The sequence below is a fragment of the Vibrio fujianensis genome, from assembly GCF_002749895.1.
GTDB lineage: Bacteria > Pseudomonadota > Gammaproteobacteria > Enterobacterales > Vibrionaceae > Vibrio > Vibrio fujianensis.
Genome location: NZ_NBUS01000039.1, coordinates 178,372 through 195,956 on the forward strand (window position 1 = coordinate 178,372; position 17,585 = coordinate 195,956).

Sequence of the window (17,585 nt, forward strand, 5' to 3'; positions counted from 1 at the left end):
TTGGTCCGATAGACGCTGTTTTCCATGAAGGCGCTTGTTCGGCGACAACGGAGTGGGATGGCAAATACATCATGCTCAATAACTATGAATATTCGAAAGAGCTGCTGCACTTCTGTTTGGATCGTGAAATCCCCTTCCTATATGCCTCTTCTGCTGCAACTTATGGTGATACCGATACCTTTATTGAAGAGCCTGAATATGAAGGCGCACTCAATGTTTATGGCTATTCTAAACAACAATTTGATAATTACGTTCGCCGCTTGTGGCAAGATGCTGCCGAGCACAATGAAACGCTCTCTCAAATCACTGGCTTTCGTTATTTTAACGTCTACGGCCCACGTGAGCAGCACAAAGGCTCCATGGCTTCGGTTGCCTTCCATCTCAATAATCAAATGAAGGCGGGCGAAAATCCTAAGCTGTTTGCCGGTAGCGAACACTTTAAACGCGATTTTGTTTATGTTGGTGATGTCGCCGCAGTCAATCTGTGGTTTATGGACCATGGCGTATCTGGCATTTTTAACTGTGGAACGGGCCATGCAGAATCGTTTAATGAAGTTGCTAATGCGGTCATTACGTATCACGGTCGCGGCCAAGTAGAAACTATCCCCTTCCCTGAGCATCTAAAAGGGGCGTATCAAGAATATACTCAAGCCGATTTAACCAAACTGCGTGCCGCCGGCTGTGATATCACCTTTAAAACTGTCGCCGAGGGCGTGGCTGAGTATATGGCAATCATTAATCGTTAATATTTTATTGATAGGAAAAACAGCGTGAAAATAGCAGTAGCAGGAACCGGCTATGTCGGTCTATCCAATGCGATGTTGCTGGCGCAGCATCATCAAGTGGTGGCTTTAGACATTATTGAAGAAAAAGTAACCATGCTGAATCAACGTCAGTCACCGATTGTCGATAAAGAAATTGAAGACTTTCTACACCATAAAGCACTCAACTTTGTTGCCACCCTCGATAAAGAACATGCTTATCTCGATGCCGACTTTGTCATTATTGCCACTCCAACCGACTACGATCCACAAACCAACTACTTTAATACCTCTTCCGTTGAAGCGGTGATTCGTGATGTGATGGCCATTAACCCGAATGCGGTGATGGTGATCAAATCAACCGTGCCGGTCGGTTACACGGCACGAATTAAGCAAGAATTTCAGTGCGATAATATTCTATTTTCTCCTGAGTTTCTTCGCGAAGGTAAAGCACTGTACGATAATTTATACCCGTCGCGGATCATCGTAGGTGAGCAGAGTGAGCGAGCTAAAGTGTTTGCCGATTTACTGGTCGAAGGGGCACAAAAAGAAGAGATCCCGGTTCTATTTACCCATTCAACCGAAGCAGAAGCAGTAAAGCTATTCTCTAATACCTATCTTGCGCTACGAGTGGCTTATTTCAACGAATTGGATTCCTACGCGGAAGTGAACGGCTTAGACACTCGACAAATTATTGAAGGGGTCGGGTTAGATCCACGTATTGGCAATCATTATAACAATCCTTCTTTTGGCTATGGTGGCTATTGCCTACCGAAGGATACCAAGCAGTTATTAGCCAACTATCAAGCGGTGCCGAATAATATTATTTCAGCCATTGTGGATGCCAACCGCACCCGCAAAGATTTTATTGCCGATTCAATACTAAAACGTAATCCCAAGGTTGTCGGTATTTATCGCTTGATCATGAAAGCGGGGTCGGATAATTTCCGTGCCTCTAGCATTCAAGGCATCATGAAACGCTTAAAAGCGAAAGGGATTGAAGTGATTGTCTATGAGCCGGTACTCAAAGAGAGCCACTTCTTCCATTCTCGAGTGATTGATGATCTCGAAGCGTTTAAACAAGAAGCAGATGTGATTGTGTCTAACCGCATGACCGATGACCTTAGCAATGTTGCCGATAAAGTCTACACAAGGGACTTGTTTGGTAGTGACTAACACCGCTTGCCGCCGTCTATTCGGCGGCGAACTTGTCACTGTCGCGCTTGGCAATGAGCTGTTATACTGCGCCGCAAATTTAAACAATCGACCTCATTTACGCTGAGTAATTTATGCCATCACCACGCAATGACTTTGATGAACACGCCTATTACCCTCAATTTCAATGGCATTTTCTTCACCCTCGTTACTGGGGCACTTGGCTTGCTGTTTTTTTTGCCTGCCTAGCTAGCTTCTTTCCTAATAGACTCAAACGCGCCATCGCCCGTGGTTTGGCTACTCTTGCGGTTCGGGTAAAAAGTAAAGCTAATAATCGCGCGCGGGTCAACTTGGCGATGTGCTTCCCCGATAAAAGTATCACTGAGCGCGAGCAGATTCTTTTGGATATGTACGTGACATCCATTATGTTTTTAATGGGCTTTGCTTCAATGTCGCTGAGAAACAAGCAATGGCTGGAGAAAAATACTTTCATAAAAGACTTTGAAAATGTAGAACAAATACTGAATCAAGGCGAAAATGTAATTCTCTTAGTTCCGCATACTTGGGCAATTGATATCCCTGCTATTTTATTAGCATCGCGTGGCTTACCGGTTTGTGCGATGGCCAAAAAACAAAAAAATCCCGTTTCCGATTGGTTAATGCATAAGCAACGCGTGCAGTATGGTGGTCGAGTCTATGACCGTAGTGTTGGCATCAAACCATTTCTTAAATCAATACGTAAAGATGGCTATTTAGGCTACTACCTACCCGATGAAGATCTCGGTAAAAAACATAGTGTTTTTGTCGATTTTTTTGCTACCCAAAAGGCGACAATAGCAAGTTTAGGTCGACTCGCTACCTTGAGTAAAGCGAAGGTGGTTCCGTTGTTTACGATCTTTAATACCGAAACCGGTCGTTATGAACTAGACTTTTATCCAGCATTACCTTTCCCAACCGGAGATGATCGACAAGACGCTCGCATGATGAACCAATGTATTGAAGCCTATGTCACACAACGACCAGAACAGTATATGTGGATTTTACGTCTGCTAAAAACTCGCCCGGATAGTGATGAGAATCCGTATAGTAAGTAAAATTATGACTAATAATAAATCATTAATAATAACAAACAGCTTAATTCTATCCCCTTATTTATTCCTAATACTTGGGTTGAATTTTTTATCTAATGGCGATAAAAACATGGTGGTTTTCTCCCTCATATCAATGCTCACCAGCTTTATATTTTATGGAAAAAAAATCGTTTATGAAAATATAAAGAACCCTATTTTTATCGTATCGATCTTATTTTCTATATATCTATCCATATTGTACCAACTTCAAGGGGCAAGCCCGAGTCTATTACGATCTTTTATTGCTGGCAGCTTGGTCACTCTATTTTTCCCTAGAAAATTACTTTCAAAAAAAATCATGTTAGGCCTAATATTAATTGGCTCCATGATGTTATTTTTAAATAGCCTTTACTATACATTCTATCTTGGGTTGTCACGTTCTGCTGGACTCGTCAATGTTATTCCTTATGCAACCTTCTGTTCAGTTTTTTCTTTAGCTGGCCTATATTTCTTTTTATCACATCAAGAGAAGAATATTAAGTTAATAGGGTTGATAACTACCATATTGTCTACGACTTGTGTCATTCTCAGCCTTTCTAGAGGGGTATGGCTTGCCTTATTTTTCTCTATGATAATGATGCTATTTTTTCAGTTTAGGCATTCAAAAAAAATGTGGAAATATATCCTCATTTCTATTATCAGCTTACTGATTGGTTTTTTTATGTTTCAGGATAAAATTAATCATCGTATAGCACAAACAAATGCAGAAATTCAAGAGATAAAAGAAGGGAATCTTAACACATCTATTGGGCTGCGGCTGCAAATGTGGAATGCCTCATTTCTTGTTGTAAGGGATAATTGGCTTTTTGGTGTTGGTAGTTCACATCAAATGATATTAGAAGAGCTGGCTAATCAAGGTCAAGTGAGCCAAGAACTTGTTAAGTTTAAAAATCAACATTATCATAATCAACTAATCGATACACTGGTTAAATATGGGGTATTTGGCGTACTGCTACTGATAATGATGTATATCACCCCTATATACTTAGCTGTTCATAATAAATTAAATTATGCGCCCTTTATCATTTCTGTATCTTTGCTATATTTTATCTCAGGTTTGACAGATGTACCATTAAGTCATAGCCAAACTATATATTTATATCTTCTCGTAATAATCCCCTTATGTAATATAAAAAAGGTAGCCCAATGAAATATATTATATATAGAAAAAAAATATCATTTAAAAGTGGTACCGGGCAGTTAATATCGATGCAAATAGAAAAGCTTAAAGAGATAAATAAAAAATTTTCTATTTATTGTAAAAAAGGATGGTTACAGATCTTTTTAAAAAACAAAGTCATTGCAAATAAAGCAAAAGTAAAAAACAATCATTTGATTTTAAATAAAAAAAACAATGATCCCATATTCATAATTGACCATGATACAAGTCTGGTTAACGCTGATATTACTTTTATTCATAATATCCCTTTGGAAAAAGAGAATATTAGTTATTTCACATGGTTAAAAAAAAGCAATTGTAAAATAATAACAAACTCATTATTCACAAAAGATAAGTTATTAGAACAAGGCTATAAAAGAGAAAATATATGTATAGTATACCCAGGCTACAATCATAATAAATTCAATATTGAAGTGAAGAAAAAAAACAGAAGTAAAGCAAGAAAAAAATTAAATATCAATGATAATGAATTGGTTGTTGGATTTATTACATCAGGTGATTTAAAAAAAAGGGGACTAGATTATTTCATTGCAATATGTGAAAAGTTAAATAATATAAGTAATATTAAATTCTTCATTATGGGAGCTAAGAAATTTCCTAGTGATTATTTAAACCATGACATAGTTAGCTCTAATAAATTTATATACAAAGAGAAAAACTCAACACCAGAATATTGGTTAAGTGCTGTAGATATATTTATATATCCTGCCCGATTTGAAGAATTTGGAATGGTTATACCAGAAGCTTTATCTATGGGAATCCCAGTAATTACAACTAGAAATGTTGGCGCTTCTGAAATACTTCCCAGCAGCTATAATGATTTTATTAATGATATAATAGATGTTGATTGGTTTGTTGAACAAGTAAAAAAACTCTATTATGATAAAGAATTATACCAAAAACTTTGTCAGGATGCTCAACAAGGACTAGATTATAACAATGAAGATTATGCATCCCGATCTATGAATATAATATTTTCTCAAAAACCAACACAATAAATAAGTCTCTTGATATATAGAGATTATATAAGTAAAAATATTAACCGAATATAAATCGAAGCCATTTATAACAAAAGTGAAGCGTGGTAATAAATCCACGCTTACAAAATATTTTATGTTTTTTTAAATAAGACACATGATAAAACATAAAATAATGCTAGACGAGGTTTTGAATAAAATTTCATTTTTTAATCACTAATCCCCATCATTAATATTAAGAATGTTTTTTATTAGTGGTAGCAAATGCTCCATAGTAATACTATTTAAGCACCTAATATTATAAGAACAATCCATATTTTGATTACACGGACGACATGGAAAATCTAATTCTATACAATGTGCATTATTATTAATACTTCCACTACGAGCGTAAGTATTAGGCCCATATAGTCCTATACATTTAGTACCTAAAGCTGAAGCAAGATGAAAGATACCACTATCAGGAGCAATAACTAATTGCGAACAAAATAATTGTTCCTTTACTTTAGAAAGATCTCCAGGATCATAGGATGGATAATTATCAGTATTTTTTAATACTTCTTCAATAATATCCATTTCATTTCCGATAAGACGAACAGGTAATCCTTCTTTTTTAAAGTATTTACAGAGTTCAATAATCAAATTAAATGGAATACACCTTAAACGATTTCTAGCTCCAACATGGATACAAATTTCATCATTATTTTTTTTATCTGTTTTGAATTCTAAATATGTTCCTGATGGCTCTTCTAATTTAAAGAAGTCCAAAATAGAATAAAAATCGAATGCTATATGTAATGGGTGTTTATAACCTGGATATTTCTTAACTTGTTTTTTATAATACCTTTTATTTTTTAAAAGACTCCATAAATTTCGATAACGGCCAATTTTATATTTGCTATTAAGTTTATTAATTAATCTTCTACTCTTATTATCTGAAGTAAGATCAATAATTAAGTCAAAATTTTCATTTGGCAAACAGTCTGGAAAATACTCATTTATACCAGAATTGCTAAATAATCCTTTTAGCTCAGGTAAAATAAGATAACTTACTTTGAAACCCTTAGATATAATTGGATTTGTAACATATAAACCAGAGATAACATCACCGATCCCCGATATATGAATAATTAATGCTGTTTTTTCTTTATTAGGATTAAAATCTAAAGACTTCATAAAATTCAACCTCTAGAGCGCTTATACATTTTATACCAAGTTTCCAATTTTGTTGGGAAAACATACAAACAACGCTGGAAAAAAACTTTTATTGATAACCATTTAAACAATGGAATATGTATATTTTTATCACAATATTTTTTATATAATGCTAACCATTCATGGTATTGATAGTGAGCACATTTACCTTTAGCTCTAGAAACTCGAGATTTACCTAAAAATTTCTGACACAATCCTAGACCTAACTGTTCTTGAGGCACAATGATTAAATTATTTGCATATATATGTTCCGATTCAATTATCTTGTCATTGGAAATATCAAGCAAGTGAATAATATTTAATGAACTTTTAAATTTCTTTAATCCCGATAAAAATAACTCTTGAGTACAATCTGTAATAAAATAAGGATAGCTATCATAATATTTAACTTGACAAGTAGATTTAAAATCATTAAAAAGAGGAATATCCCATAAAGACAATAAATCCTCTGTAAGACCATAATAAAAGAAGTCGCTTACATGAAATGCTACACGAAATCCTTTTGCATATTTACGAGTAAAAACATTTGAAACAATGACTCTTTCCTTGAAAAAACAATATTCTTCAGTCCTTTTATTAAATTCTTGTTGTAATTTAACAAAATTATTTGATGTCAAATAATTATCACTTCTCAGTTTTACAGAGTACTTAGTCTTAACCTTTTTAAGTCCCTCTATTGTAGAAACAATTTGTCTATTATTATTATAATAATGAGGAGTTCCATTTAAATTATAATCACGTATGTTTGAGCCGGGATCCTTGGATATAACAAGTTCATCATAATCCAATCCTGTCAGATCTTGTTCTGGCCAAGTTGAAAGAATTATATGTGCTCCAGGGAGATACTCCCGAATAGACGCGATACATTTTTGAGTTATATTATCCTCTTGCGGGCGATCTTGAAACGTTTGTACCGGGCCTTGTACCACAACAGTAATATCACAATAATCCATTTTTCATTTTCTCACTTAGCTTTTTATATTTTTCACCAACAACTCGATAGTCTAAAAAAGTAAGATCTTCTGGGCCTACTAATGGAGGCGACTCAAGCACTTGATCGATCTTTCTGGCTAATGCATCAACATCTCGACGGGGGACAATCCATTCTTTTAAGCGTTCACCTAATAATTCGCTAACGCCACCGACATCAGTGGCAACTACAGGTGTCCCTACAGCTAAACTTTCGATAACCACTGTCGGCAACCCCTCAACATCCGAACTTAAAATATACGCACTAGCTTGTTTAAAATAAGGTAATAAATCATTACAAAACCCCCAGAATATCACCTTATTATCAATCTTTAACTTAATAGCCAATCGCTTAATTTTATTCAAATTCCGACCATCACCAAAAATCACTAGCGGTAGTTTTTGTCGACTTTTTGCATAGGCTTGTAATAAAATATCAAAACGTTTAGTTCTATCGGGTCTACCTGCAGCCATAATGAAATTTTCTGGTACATTCTGTGTATCCCCTTCATTAGATTTATCAACCAATTTTTTAAAATTGAATCCATTATATATTGTTTCAATACTAAGAGGTATAGATCTCATCTTATGAATTAAATCGAGTTTTACAGACTCGGATACTGTAAGAAGATATTTATTATCATAAACCCTCCTATATATATATTGATAAATTTTCTTTTTTAACCCGCGGCGATGCCCCAAAAAATTATCAAATTTACAGCTATGTAAAACACACATATGGGGAATAGACAGAGTATGCAATAATATATATATACTACCATGAACAAATATTATGTCGTAATCTCTTATATCCTCTTCTAAATATTTAGTAATCCATCTACTTCTTAAAAAATCATACGCATGACGACCTATTATTTTTTTTGTAATTCTAGAAAAAAATTCATTAAACTTCCCTTGGTGATATTTTTCTATATCTATTTTATTATCACTATCAAGAAGTGAATAGTTATCACTATCTAAAAAAATCAAGTCTACCTGAACACCTTGCATTCTTAAATAGTCAATCGTCTCTTTCGTAACAGAGTATAAGCTTGTGTTATAATTACCACTGACTAAAAATGCAATTTTCATACGATTCCATTAGTAATTTATTATTTAAAATTCAATATTATCATAAACGAACATATTAATAATTAATATATTCTTAAATTTTTCTATTAAGTTGATTTTTTTTATATTTTGTTATAGTTAAACTTTTAGTTCCCTTACTTTCATTGTATACTTTACCATCAAAAGTATTACACGACTAATAACTCAGTCTACCCTCTTAGAGGCATCTTTATTCGTTATGGATATTAGTGAAAAAATTCAGTCAGCATCGCATTCAGGCGCTCAGTTACAAGTTATCAGAGATGGCAAACACTATCTAGTACAAAAAACGATCACTACTTCTCTGGATAAAAACTATCTAGGCGTTGAAAAGCAATGCTGCTTTACTCCACTCCCAACTCCAACATACACAATACAAGCCATTCCGATTACCCATCTAATCAGAGAAGAGAAGCTATTATCTATCACTATGCCTTATATTGAAGGTTTGGGTGGAGAGAGAATGGCTTACCGAGGTTCAAAGACCGTTGCAAGAAACTTAAAAACAGCCTTAGATTTTTATCTGCTCAATAGCGTCGCCCTGAGCGAGGATAATATTTATCCTGTCGATGCCATTCATCTTAAGCTCAATGAAATCGAGCAAAAACTGAAGGGTAATTTTCACTTGTTTCCCGAGCTTGGTCAGCAAATTACAGAATTTCGTGCTTATTGTCGACAAGATCTTCAAATGCCAATGGGCAGTTGCCATGGTGATCTGACACTGGCAAATTTAAAAATCACTGAGGATAACCAGCTTTATCTATTTGATTTTTTAAGTTGTGAAATTGATAGCCCACTTCAAGATGCTGCCAAAATCGTCCAAGACTTTGAATATGGCTGGAGTTTTCGCAAAGAAAAAGAAAGCATTCGTATAAAAGGTGAGATCTTTTGCCAACATGCCTACCCCAACTTTTTGACAACGTTAAATCGATTATTTAACTACGAAATGCGAGTGATTGAAGTTTTGACACTATTACGCATCGCTCCTTATATCAACTCTCAAGATTCAATAACCATCCGTTGGTTTAACGACGTTATGGCTAAATCAATGAATAAATTAGCAAGGTGATTATGTTTACGTTAATACTTCCTGTTGCAGGCCGCTCATCACGCTTTCCTAACATGAGACCAAAGTGGTTACTCACTATGCCAGATGGCAAGCTGATGATTGAGAAATCGGTTGAAAAAATTGATCTCTCAATTTTTGATAAAGTGGTAATCGTATGTTTACAAGAACATTTAGACCAGTACACCTCGGAAAACATGGTGCTGGAAAGCTTTGAAAGATCAACTTCGGTTGTGCCTGAATTAGTTATCTTAGAGCAACCAACCAGTTCACAGTCAGAAACAATTTATCAAGCTATTAAACAAGGCAATATTGACGGTTCTATCTTTATAAAAGATTGCGATAACGTTTTTTCTTGCCAGCCAGAACCAATCAATAGTGTCGCTACCATTGATTTAAATGATATCGAACTAGTTGATGCAAAAAATAAAAGTTACGTTGAAGTCGACTCTTTAGGCATTATTTCCAATATTGTTGAAAAAGAAGTGATCAGTAACTTTTTCTGCTGTGGTGGTTATAGTTTTCAGTCAGCAGAAAAATTTTGCCAAGTTTTTGAGTCTATAAACTCTGAAAAAGAGGTCTACATCTCCCATGTCATCTATAAGATGCTCATGTCCAACGAGGAGTTTATGCGCAAATCGGCATCCAATTATATTGATTGGGGCACTCTGCGCGAATATCGTCATTACTGTAAAAAGCACATTACGGTCTTTTGTGATGTCGATGGTGTGTTACTTAAAAATGGAAGTAAGTTTGCAAAAAATGGTTGGAAAACCAAAGGATTAGAGTCAAATTTAAAAAAAATTAGTGAATTACAAAAAGAAGGGGGATTATTTCTTGTGTTGACCTCTTCTCGACCGGAAAGCGAAATTGATTACACCGTTTCAGAGCTAGCTAAGTTTGGGGTTAGAGTTGACCGATGCTTATTTGGACTTCCACATACACGACGTTTTTTAATTAATGATTATTCAGCGACTAATCCTTATCCATCAGCGGTAGCAATTAACTTAGAGCGAGATCGTGAAACATTAAAGAACCTTTTCGACGATTAAATGCTCAAACCATCAAGGGGCTTGCCCCTTTTCTCTCACAATGGATCATTTTAATAAGTTTATGAATCGTATTCTGATCATAGGCCCATCTTGGGTCGGCGATATGGTGATGTCGCAGTGCTTATATATCACCCTTAAACAGCAACATCCTGACGCGTTGATCGATGTGATGGCTCCCGCTTGGTGTAAACCGATTTTAGAGCGGATGCCCGAAGTCAACCGCGCACTTGAACTGCCTTTTGCCCATGGTGAGTTTAACTTTTTTGCACGTCGGCAACTGGGGCGCTCTTTACGTGGTCAATATGATCATGCCTATGTGCTGCCGAATTCCGCCAAATCCGCTCTGATTGCTTGGTTTGCGGGTATCCCTGTCCGTACTGGCTGGAAAGGGGAAATGCGCTATGGCTTATTAAATGATGTGCGCCCGAATAAAAAAGCATTTCAATATATGATTGAACGCTATGTCGCGTTAGCTCACCCTAAGTTTAAGATGACCGGTTCAGCAGCGTTGGGCGGAATCGATCAATTACCTAAACCCAGGTTAACCATCACGACAGAGCAGCAACAAGCCACGGCAAGAAAGTTTGCTTTAGCATTGACTGACACTATCGGCCTCTGTCCTGGTGCTGAGTTTGGCCCGGCAAAACAGTGGCCGACGGCTCACTATGCGCAAGTCGCTATACATTTTCTGCAACAAGGTAAGCAAGTCTGGCTTTTTGGCTCCGCGAAAGATCAAGTGACAACTCAAGCGATTGTGGCACAAATTCCAGACGATCTAAGAAAAAATATCGGTGATTTAGCTGGAAAAACGAGCCTAATTGAGGCCGTGGATTTGCTTTCTTGCTGCCAAACGGTGGTCAGTAATGATTCTGGCTTAATGCATGTGGCGGCGGCGGCGGGTTGCCAAGTGGTCGGTGTTTATGGTTCAACCTCACCGCACTATACCCCGCCGCTGGCAGAAAAAAGTGCGGTTGTACATACCGATATTGACTGCCGCCCCTGCTTTAAGCGTGAATGCCCTTACGGGCATTTAAAATGTTTAACTGAGCTTGCTCCCAAACAGGTTATTAACGCTATCGAGGCTTTTAACACGGATGTAGAGCTATGCTGATTCGTGCTTTATATACTTTTTTGTTGCTGATCGCCGCCCCTTTTATGTTATATGGGTTGTATAAAAAACGGGCCGGAAAACCCGCCTTTGGTCGGCGCTGGAAAGAGCATTTTGGGATAACGCCAAAACGAAATGCTGCGGATAAACCGTTATGGATTCATGCGGTTTCGGTGGGAGAAGCGATTGCAGCGACCCCCATTATTCAAGCAATAAAAGAGCGTCAGCCTAATTTATCGATTGTGGTCACCACCACCACCAGTACCGGTGCCGAGCAGATCGAAAAATTATCCGCTCTCGTTGAACATCGTTATATGCCGCTGGACTTTCCTCTTTGCATTAATGGATTCCTTAATGCCATTCAGCCTAGCCAATTGCTGATTATGGAAACCGAACTCTGGCCCAATACATTGCATTGCGTTGCCACGCGCAATATTCCCATTACCGTGATTAATGCCCGTTTATCGGAACGCTCTTGCCGCCGCTACCAACGTTTCCAATCCATATTTCATCTGCTTTCTCAACATATTAGTCAGTTGCTTTGCCAATACCAGAGTGATGCAGCACGTTTTCTCCGATTAGGTATCGACCCGCATAAAATATCAGTAACGGGTTCGATTAAATATGACATCACCATCACCGATGAGATCCGTCAACAAGGGCAGACGTTACGTGAACAATTAGGCCAAGATCGTCCAATTTGGATCGCCGCCAGCACCCATCAAGGTGAAGATGAAATGTGCCTTGCAGCGCATCGTCAATTGCTAAGTCACTATCCTGATGCATTATTAATTTTGGTCCCTCGCCATCCAGAACGTTTTAAGTCGGTAGATTTACTATGCCGGACGCAAGGTTTTACCGTTAGCCGTCGAACTGAACCTATGACAGAACCAACTGAGATCTACCTTGGGGATACCATGGGCGAGATGCTAACGTTGATTGGAAGTGCCGATATTTGCTTTATGGCAGGAAGTTTGCTGGGCAATAAAGTGGGCGGCCATAACCCATTAGAGCCCGCCGCATTAGCTAAACCGATACTGAATGGCCCAAGTTATTATAATTTTTCCCAAGTTACTGACGATTTGTTAACCGCTGACGCTGTGATGATTTGTCATTCGGCATCCGAGATCAGCGCCGCTTTAGTGGCATTATTTGGTCACCCCGCAAGGATGCAAGCGATGGGGCAAAGAGCACAGCAGGTGGTGGAAGAGAATCGTGGCGCTTTAGAAAAAACCGTACAAGCTATTTTATCGCCAACCCACTATTCTGCATGATAGCCAGCCAATAGAGATTGCCACTGTGACTCTTGCCACACAATATCAAACCGCTGCTGCTCTTTACGAAAAGAGCGTAGCAAACGCTGTAAATTAGCGGCCTTCCAGTGGTCACCTTTTTGCTGGTAGCATTTATCAAAATCAATAATCCATACGGTATTGTGTTCATCGAGCAATATATTGTGGATATTCAAATCGGTATGATTCACCTGAGCCCGATGCAGCTTAGCAATCTCTTTTCCTATCGCCATATATTGACTTTCTGTTAGGGCGTTTTCTTGCAAGATGGCCACCAAATCTCGCGCATTGGTGATTTTTTCGCTCAATAAGTCCGCTTGATAGAAAAGCCCTTGTTTAACGGCACGGGCCGCAATCGGGCGTGGGACATTTACCCCTTGCTCACGCAAATAATGCAAGAGATGAAATTCAGCGTAGCTACGAGTTTTTTGCCAACTCTGAAACCAGTAGTGATCACTCACTAACTTGCCGAATAATCCGCCTCGCCGGTAATGACGCAGTGCCACTGCAAGCTGCTGCATGGCAATAAACCACGTGGTACCGCGGCCTGTGGCACTGCCGATGATTTTCTGTTCCGCTTGCCAATAGCTGACATCGAACAATGAGTGAAGGGGGTCGTTAATCCACTGTTCGTCATACCAGATGATTTGGTTATTGAGTGAAAGCTGCTTAAGCATAATAAGATTCCTGCGGCACGTTATCCGTAATAAGCATAGAGTAAACTTCCCCAAATTAACCCTGCAAGTAACAAACTCACCATCACAGCGGCTGAGCCAATATCTTTTGCTCGCCCACTCAGCTCATGCCGCTCTGCTCCCACTCTATCCACCACTGCCTCTATGGCTGAGTTGATCAGTTCAACAATCAACACCAGTACCACGCTGGCAAACATCAGTAACCGTTCAATCAAGGGTAAATCCACGACACTTAAAATCCCAGCAGCGACGAGTAATAATACCAATTCTTGCCGTATGGCCGCTTCATGCCGAAAGGCGGCTTTCAAGCCTTGCCATGAATAACCCGTGGCATTGAAAATTCGGCGAATCCCTGTTGCGCCGGGCTTACCACTAGAGGACGATGACATGATGGAATTCTCCCATGGGGTCATTAATGAAAGGCTTATTTTACATTTATCTGCAGACTCTGCATAATTTAGCCTCATTAATTAGTGAGCGATGTGCATGCCTCTTTTTTCATCCCCACCAAAGTCTGTTTGTTTTTTGCGTCTCTCTGCGATCGGCGATGTTTGTCATGCGGTTGCTGCGGTGCAAGCTTTGCAACAATATTGGCCTGAGACCAAGGTGACTTGGATTATCGGTCAGGTTGAAGCTCAATTATTGCAAGGGTTAGACAACGTTGAGCTGATTGTGTTTGATAAAAAATCGGGTTGGTCAGGCATGAAAGCCGTTTGGCAACAATTGCAAGGGCGGCACTTTGATGCCTTAATCCATATGCAACTCGCGCTAAGAGCAAGCCTACTCACCTTGGGCATTCGCGCGCAATACAAAGTGGGGTTTCATCGTAAACGGGCTAAGGAAGGTCAGTGGTTATTCACTAACTGCAAAATTACTGATACCGCCTCAACCCATGTACTCGATAGTTTTTTCTCGTTTATTGAGTATTTGGGCGTGCCTCGTACTCTCCCGACATGGTCAATGCCGATTAGCGAAACTGAACGAGCCTTTGCTCGTCAACAATTAGACCATAAACCCAGCGTTATCATTTGTCCTGCTGCAAGTAAAGATGAGCGTAATTGGTTAACCGAGCGTTATGCCCAATTTGCCGATTATGTCGTGTCACAAGGCTATCAGGTCGTATTATGTGGCTCTCCCGCACCTCGTGAGCAGTTGTTAGCAAAACAGATTGCTGACTTAATGACTCAACCGGTGATTAACCTAGTCGGTAAAACCAGTTTAAAACAATTAACCGCGATACTGGGTGAAGCGAAGTTAGTACTTGCTCCAGATTCAGGGCCGGCTCATATTGCCACTACGCAAGGCACGCCTGTGTTAGGTTTATACGCGCACAGCAACCCAAAACGTACCGGCCCTTATTTTAATATTGAGGATGTGGTCAGCGTCTATGAAGATAATGTGACGAAACAACAGGGAAAACCACTCACTGAACTCGCTTGGAGCACACGAGCAAAAGGCGCGGATTTGATGCAAGGGATCGCCATATCCGTCGTGATTGAAAGATTTGAACATATGATGAAAGGTGTAGCACTGAATGACTAAATCCACTCCGACGTTGGCGGTCGCCTTAATTGTCAAAAATGAAGCCAAACACTTGCAAGCGTGTTTGGAAACGGTCGCTGATTGGGTCGATGAAATTGTTATTCTTGACTCTGGAAGTAGCGATGAAACAGAAGCGATTGCACGCCGTTTCACTGATAAGTTTTTTGTTAATACCGACTGGCAAGGGTTTGGGCCTCAACGCCGCTTAGCGCAATCGTATGTCGAATCGGATTATGTCCTATGGTTGGATGCCGATGAGCGAGTCACGCCTGAGTTAAAAGCGAGTATTTTACAAGCGGTTGAGCATGACAAGCCTAATACGGTGTATCAGATCGATCGCTTAACCACTGCATTTGGTAAGCAAATTCGCTATTCCGGCTGGTCACCGGACTGGGTCACTCGCCTCTATCGTACTCAGGATACTCACTACAATACTGCATTGGTGCACGAAAGTGTCGAAATTCCATCACATCTCACTCTGCTCTCATTATCCGGCTATTTAGAACACTACACTTTTGAGTATCTCCCACAATACACGGCAAAAACTCAGCACTATATGAAAGCGTGGGTTGATCAACGAGAAGGTAAGAAGTCCTCCTCTTTCACGGGTGCTGTTTTACATGGCTTTTTTCGCTTTTTCAAAATGTATATTGTCAAGCGTGGTTTTTTAGATGGTCGCCATGGTTTATTACTTGCCATATTGAGTGCGAATACGACCTTTACGCGCTATGCTGACCTTTGGTTGCGTGACTATGTCCGGAAAAATCAAAGAGACCGCTCATGAATATTTGCCATGTCAATCTCGCTTCAGGTTATCACGGTGGAGAAAATCAAACACTATTGCTGATACAACAACAACTCAAATTAGGTTACCGCCTCACCGTTGTAGCGAACCCGAAAAGCCCATTCTTTTCTCGTGTTCAAGCCCTGCCATGTCGAGTTATTGCCTGTAAACATTATCTCACTCAGCATAGTAAAGCCATGACACAAGGCTGTGACCTTATTCATGTGCATGAAGGACGAGCGATTTATTGGGCGTGGTTACAGCATAAATTGCACAACATTCCTTATATCATTACTCGTCGAATTGATAACCCACTCAGTGAAGGATGGTTTGCTACTCAAGCTTACCGATCAGCCAGTGCCTTGGTCGGATTAAGTCAGGAAATTTGTCGGCAAATTTTATTGCGTCATCCGCAGAAAAAAGTCGTCACCATCCCAAGCTCTCCCGTCTGTTATCCTGTGAATCAGCAGCAAGTCTCTCAGATTCGTGAACAATTTTCGCATTCATGTTTAGTGATTCATGCAGCGAACATGCTTCATCACAAAGGTTTTGATGTCACGATTGCCGCCGCTCGATTATTAAGCAACACCGCCCCTGATATTCAATTTGCCTTATTAGGGGATGGAAAAGAACGGCCAGCCCTAGAGCAGCAAGCTCAAGGTTTAACGAATGTTCATTTCATGGGTAAACAACATAATATGGGGGATTGGTTTGCCGCCGCTGATATGCTTATCCATCCTTCTTATAGTGAAGGGCTAGGCTCGGTCATTTTAGAGGCAATGGGTAGCGGTTTACCGGTGGTCGGTAGCCGAGCGGGCGGTATTCCAGACATCATTGAACACGGAGTTTCTGGCTTATTGATTCCCCCCGGAGACGCCCAAGCATTAGCACAAGCTATTTTGCAGATTCACCGAGATCCGATTCTGGTTGATGCATTAGCTAACGGACGAGAAGAAAAATTGCGTCATTTTCAAATTGCACAAACCGCGCTGCGTTATCAGACCCTATATTCAGAAGTGATGGTCGACCACCCTCGCCACTAGCACCATAAAGGTAAAAAGTATGAGAATTTTGATTTTTAGCTCTTATAAAGATGCGTGGAACAGCGTTCGTCCGGAAGCTGAAATGTTTATTGAAATGGTTAAGCTGGGGCACGAGGTAACCATTATGACCCAAGGCGACGCAGACTACGTGGCCCGCTTTCGAGACAACGGTATCAAGGTGATCGATGCCTACCCGAGTAAAAAAATCTGCTGGACAACCATCAAAACGCTGCGGGCAGAGTTGCGCGCTCATCCCTATGATATTGTCTATGCCATGAATTCGAAAACCATTCCCAATGCTGCGTTTGCCTGTATCGGTTTTAAACGCACTAAATTAGTCACCTACCGAGGAACTGTGGGTGGACTATATCGTCATGATCCCACGGCATATTTAACTCATTTGCACCCCAGAGTGGATGGTATTAGTTGCGTAGCACAAGCCGTGACCGATGATGTTAAACAGCGTGTTTGGCGGCATAAAGATCGCGTGGTCACCATTTATAAAG

18 protein-coding genes are annotated in these 17,585 nt (G+C 39.5%); 13 read left to right on the forward strand and 5 right to left on the reverse strand.

Going from position 1 to position 17,585, the window contains the following annotated elements; genetic code table 11:
* The 5 genes from rfaD to B7C60_RS05620 all read left to right on the forward strand — a co-directional run.
* Positions 1-746, forward strand: a 746-nt coding sequence (gene rfaD, locus B7C60_RS05600) for an ADP-glyceromanno-heptose 6-epimerase (protein WP_245868634.1), incomplete at its 5' end; no start/stop codon positions are given.
* A gap of 24 nt (positions 747-770) precedes the next feature.
* On the forward strand, positions 771-1,937 hold the full coding sequence (locus B7C60_RS05605; RefSeq protein WP_099610807.1) for a nucleotide sugar dehydrogenase: 1,167 nt from the start codon (positions 771-773) through the stop codon (positions 1,935-1,937).
* Positions 1,938-2,050: 113 nt separating this feature from the next.
* Positions 2,051-3,010: a lauroyl-Kdo(2)-lipid IV(A) myristoyltransferase gene (gene lpxM, locus B7C60_RS05610; RefSeq protein WP_099610808.1), complete on the forward strand. Its 960-nt coding sequence runs from the start codon at positions 2,051-2,053 to the stop codon at positions 3,008-3,010.
* A 4-nt stretch (positions 3,011-3,014) separates the two neighbouring features.
* Complete coding sequence (locus B7C60_RS05615; RefSeq protein ID WP_157928683.1) at positions 3,015-4,196, forward strand: O-antigen ligase family protein; 1,182 nt, start codon at positions 3,015-3,017, stop codon at positions 4,194-4,196.
* The gene (locus B7C60_RS05620) at positions 4,193-5,224 is read left to right on the forward strand and encodes a glycosyltransferase family 4 protein (protein WP_099610810.1); all 1,032 of its coding nucleotides are present in this window, start codon (positions 4,193-4,195) and stop codon (positions 5,222-5,224) included. Before B7C60_RS05615 ends, B7C60_RS05620 begins: the two co-directional genes overlap by 4 nt.
* A 195-nt stretch (positions 5,225-5,419) precedes the next feature.
* On the opposite strand, the gene B7C60_RS05625 is transcribed toward B7C60_RS05620, so the two are convergent.
* The 3 genes from B7C60_RS05625 to B7C60_RS05635 are packed head-to-tail and all read right to left on the reverse strand — an operon-like array spanning position 5,420 to position 8,479.
* Positions 5,420-6,379, reverse strand: coding sequence for a glycosyltransferase family 9 protein (locus B7C60_RS05625; RefSeq protein ID WP_099610811.1), 960 nt, complete (start codon positions 6,377-6,379; stop codon positions 5,420-5,422).
* Positions 6,380-6,384: 5 nt separating this feature from the next.
* Complete coding sequence (locus B7C60_RS05630; protein ID WP_099610812.1) at positions 6,385-7,371, reverse strand: WavE lipopolysaccharide synthesis family protein; 987 nt, start codon at positions 7,369-7,371, stop codon at positions 6,385-6,387.
* Positions 7,358-8,479, reverse strand: a complete 1,122-nt coding sequence (locus tag B7C60_RS05635; protein WP_099610813.1) for a glycosyltransferase — start codon at positions 8,477-8,479, stop codon at positions 7,358-7,360. The genes B7C60_RS05630 and B7C60_RS05635 overlap by 14 nt, the downstream gene beginning before the upstream one ends.
* Positions 8,480-8,696: 217 nt before the next feature.
* Here B7C60_RS05635 and B7C60_RS05640 point away from each other — a divergent pair, with 217 nt between their 5' ends.
* The 4 genes from B7C60_RS05640 to waaA all read left to right on the forward strand — a co-directional run bounded on the left by B7C60_RS05640 (position 8,697) and on the right by waaA (position 12,997).
* Complete coding sequence (locus tag B7C60_RS05640; protein WP_099610814.1) at positions 8,697-9,566, forward strand: phosphotransferase; 870 nt, start codon at positions 8,697-8,699, stop codon at positions 9,564-9,566.
* Positions 9,567-9,568: 2 nt separating this feature from the next.
* Entirely contained in the window at positions 9,569-10,615 is a 1,047-nt protein-coding gene (locus tag B7C60_RS05645; protein ID WP_245868637.1) for a glycosyltransferase family protein, read from the forward strand.
* Positions 10,616-10,676: 61 nt separating this feature from the next.
* Entirely contained in the window at positions 10,677-11,726 is a 1,050-nt protein-coding gene (gene waaF, locus B7C60_RS05650) for a lipopolysaccharide heptosyltransferase II (RefSeq protein ID WP_099610860.1), read from the forward strand.
* On the forward strand, positions 11,720-12,997 hold the full coding sequence (gene waaA / locus B7C60_RS05655) for a lipid IV(A) 3-deoxy-D-manno-octulosonic acid transferase (RefSeq protein ID WP_099610815.1): 1,278 nt from the start codon (positions 11,720-11,722) through the stop codon (positions 12,995-12,997). The genes waaF and waaA overlap by 7 nt, the downstream gene beginning before the upstream one ends.
* Here waaA and B7C60_RS05660 read toward each other — a convergent pair.
* Both B7C60_RS05660 and B7C60_RS05665 read right to left on the reverse strand, forming a co-directional pair.
* The gene (locus B7C60_RS05660) at positions 12,985-13,692 is read right to left on the reverse strand and encodes a 3-deoxy-D-manno-octulosonic acid kinase (protein ID WP_099610816.1); all 708 of its coding nucleotides are present in this window, start codon (positions 13,690-13,692) and stop codon (positions 12,985-12,987) included. The two genes, waaA and B7C60_RS05660, sit on opposite strands and share 13 nt — an antisense overlap.
* A gap of 20 nt (positions 13,693-13,712) precedes the next feature.
* The gene (locus B7C60_RS05665) at positions 13,713-14,099 is read right to left on the reverse strand and encodes a diacylglycerol kinase (protein ID WP_099610817.1); all 387 of its coding nucleotides are present in this window, start codon (positions 14,097-14,099) and stop codon (positions 13,713-13,715) included.
* Between the two features lie 97 nt (positions 14,100-14,196).
* On the opposite strand from B7C60_RS05665, the gene B7C60_RS05670 reads away from it, so the two are divergent.
* The 4 genes from B7C60_RS05670 to B7C60_RS17980 form a co-directional block, all read left to right on the forward strand.
* Positions 14,197-15,252 carry a glycosyltransferase family 9 protein gene (locus tag B7C60_RS05670; RefSeq protein WP_099610818.1) on the forward strand — a complete coding sequence of 352 codons (1,056 nt, stop codon included), beginning with the start codon at positions 14,197-14,199 and terminating at the stop codon, positions 15,250-15,252.
* Entirely contained in the window at positions 15,245-16,036 is a 792-nt protein-coding gene (locus B7C60_RS05675) for a glycosyltransferase family 2 protein (RefSeq protein WP_099610819.1), read from the forward strand. Before B7C60_RS05670 ends, B7C60_RS05675 begins: the two co-directional genes overlap by 8 nt.
* Entirely contained in the window at positions 16,033-17,079 is a 1,047-nt protein-coding gene (locus B7C60_RS05680) for a glycosyltransferase family 4 protein (protein ID WP_099610820.1), read from the forward strand. Before B7C60_RS05675 ends, B7C60_RS05680 begins: the two co-directional genes overlap by 4 nt.
* A 19-nt stretch (positions 17,080-17,098) precedes the next feature.
* Positions 17,099-17,585, forward strand: a 487-nt coding sequence (locus B7C60_RS17980) for a glycosyltransferase family 4 protein (RefSeq protein WP_245868640.1), incomplete at its 3' end; no start/stop codon positions are given.

Bases quoted from the DNA above. Each gene is read 5' to 3' on its own strand.
- B7C60_RS05645 (WP_245868637.1), top strand. From the start codon at position 9,569: ATGTTTACGTTAATACTTCCTGTTGCAGGCCGCTCATCACGCTTTCCT.
- B7C60_RS05670 (WP_099610818.1), top strand. From the start codon at position 14,197: ATGCCTCTTTTTTCATCCCCACCAAAGTCTGTTTGTTTTTTGCGTCTC.
- B7C60_RS05665 (WP_099610817.1), bottom strand. From the start codon at position 14,099: ATGTCATCGTCCTCTAGTGGTAAGCCCGGCGCAACAGGGATTCGCCGA.
- B7C60_RS05625 (WP_099610811.1), bottom strand. From the start codon at position 6,379: ATGAAGTCTTTAGATTTTAATCCTAATAAAGAAAAAACAGCATTAATT.
- B7C60_RS05680 (WP_099610820.1), top strand. From the start codon at position 16,033: ATGAATATTTGCCATGTCAATCTCGCTTCAGGTTATCACGGTGGAGAA.
- B7C60_RS05615 (WP_157928683.1), top strand. From the start codon at position 3,015: ATGACTAATAATAAATCATTAATAATAACAAACAGCTTAATTCTATCC.
- B7C60_RS05630 (WP_099610812.1), bottom strand. From the start codon at position 7,371: ATGGATTATTGTGATATTACTGTTGTGGTACAAGGCCCGGTACAAACG.
- B7C60_RS05660 (WP_099610816.1), bottom strand. From the start codon at position 13,692: ATGCTTAAGCAGCTTTCACTCAATAACCAAATCATCTGGTATGACGAA.
- waaF (WP_099610860.1), top strand. From the start codon at position 10,677: ATGAATCGTATTCTGATCATAGGCCCATCTTGGGTCGGCGATATGGTG.
- B7C60_RS05620 (WP_099610810.1), top strand. From the start codon at position 4,193: ATGAAATATATTATATATAGAAAAAAAATATCATTTAAAAGTGGTACC.
- waaA (WP_099610815.1), top strand. From the start codon at position 11,720: ATGCTGATTCGTGCTTTATATACTTTTTTGTTGCTGATCGCCGCCCCT.
- B7C60_RS05635 (WP_099610813.1), bottom strand. From the start codon at position 8,479: ATGAAAATTGCATTTTTAGTCAGTGGTAATTATAACACAAGCTTATAC.
- B7C60_RS05675 (WP_099610819.1), top strand. From the start codon at position 15,245: ATGACTAAATCCACTCCGACGTTGGCGGTCGCCTTAATTGTCAAAAAT.
- lpxM (WP_099610808.1), top strand. From the start codon at position 2,051: ATGCCATCACCACGCAATGACTTTGATGAACACGCCTATTACCCTCAA.
- B7C60_RS05640 (WP_099610814.1), top strand. From the start codon at position 8,697: ATGGATATTAGTGAAAAAATTCAGTCAGCATCGCATTCAGGCGCTCAG.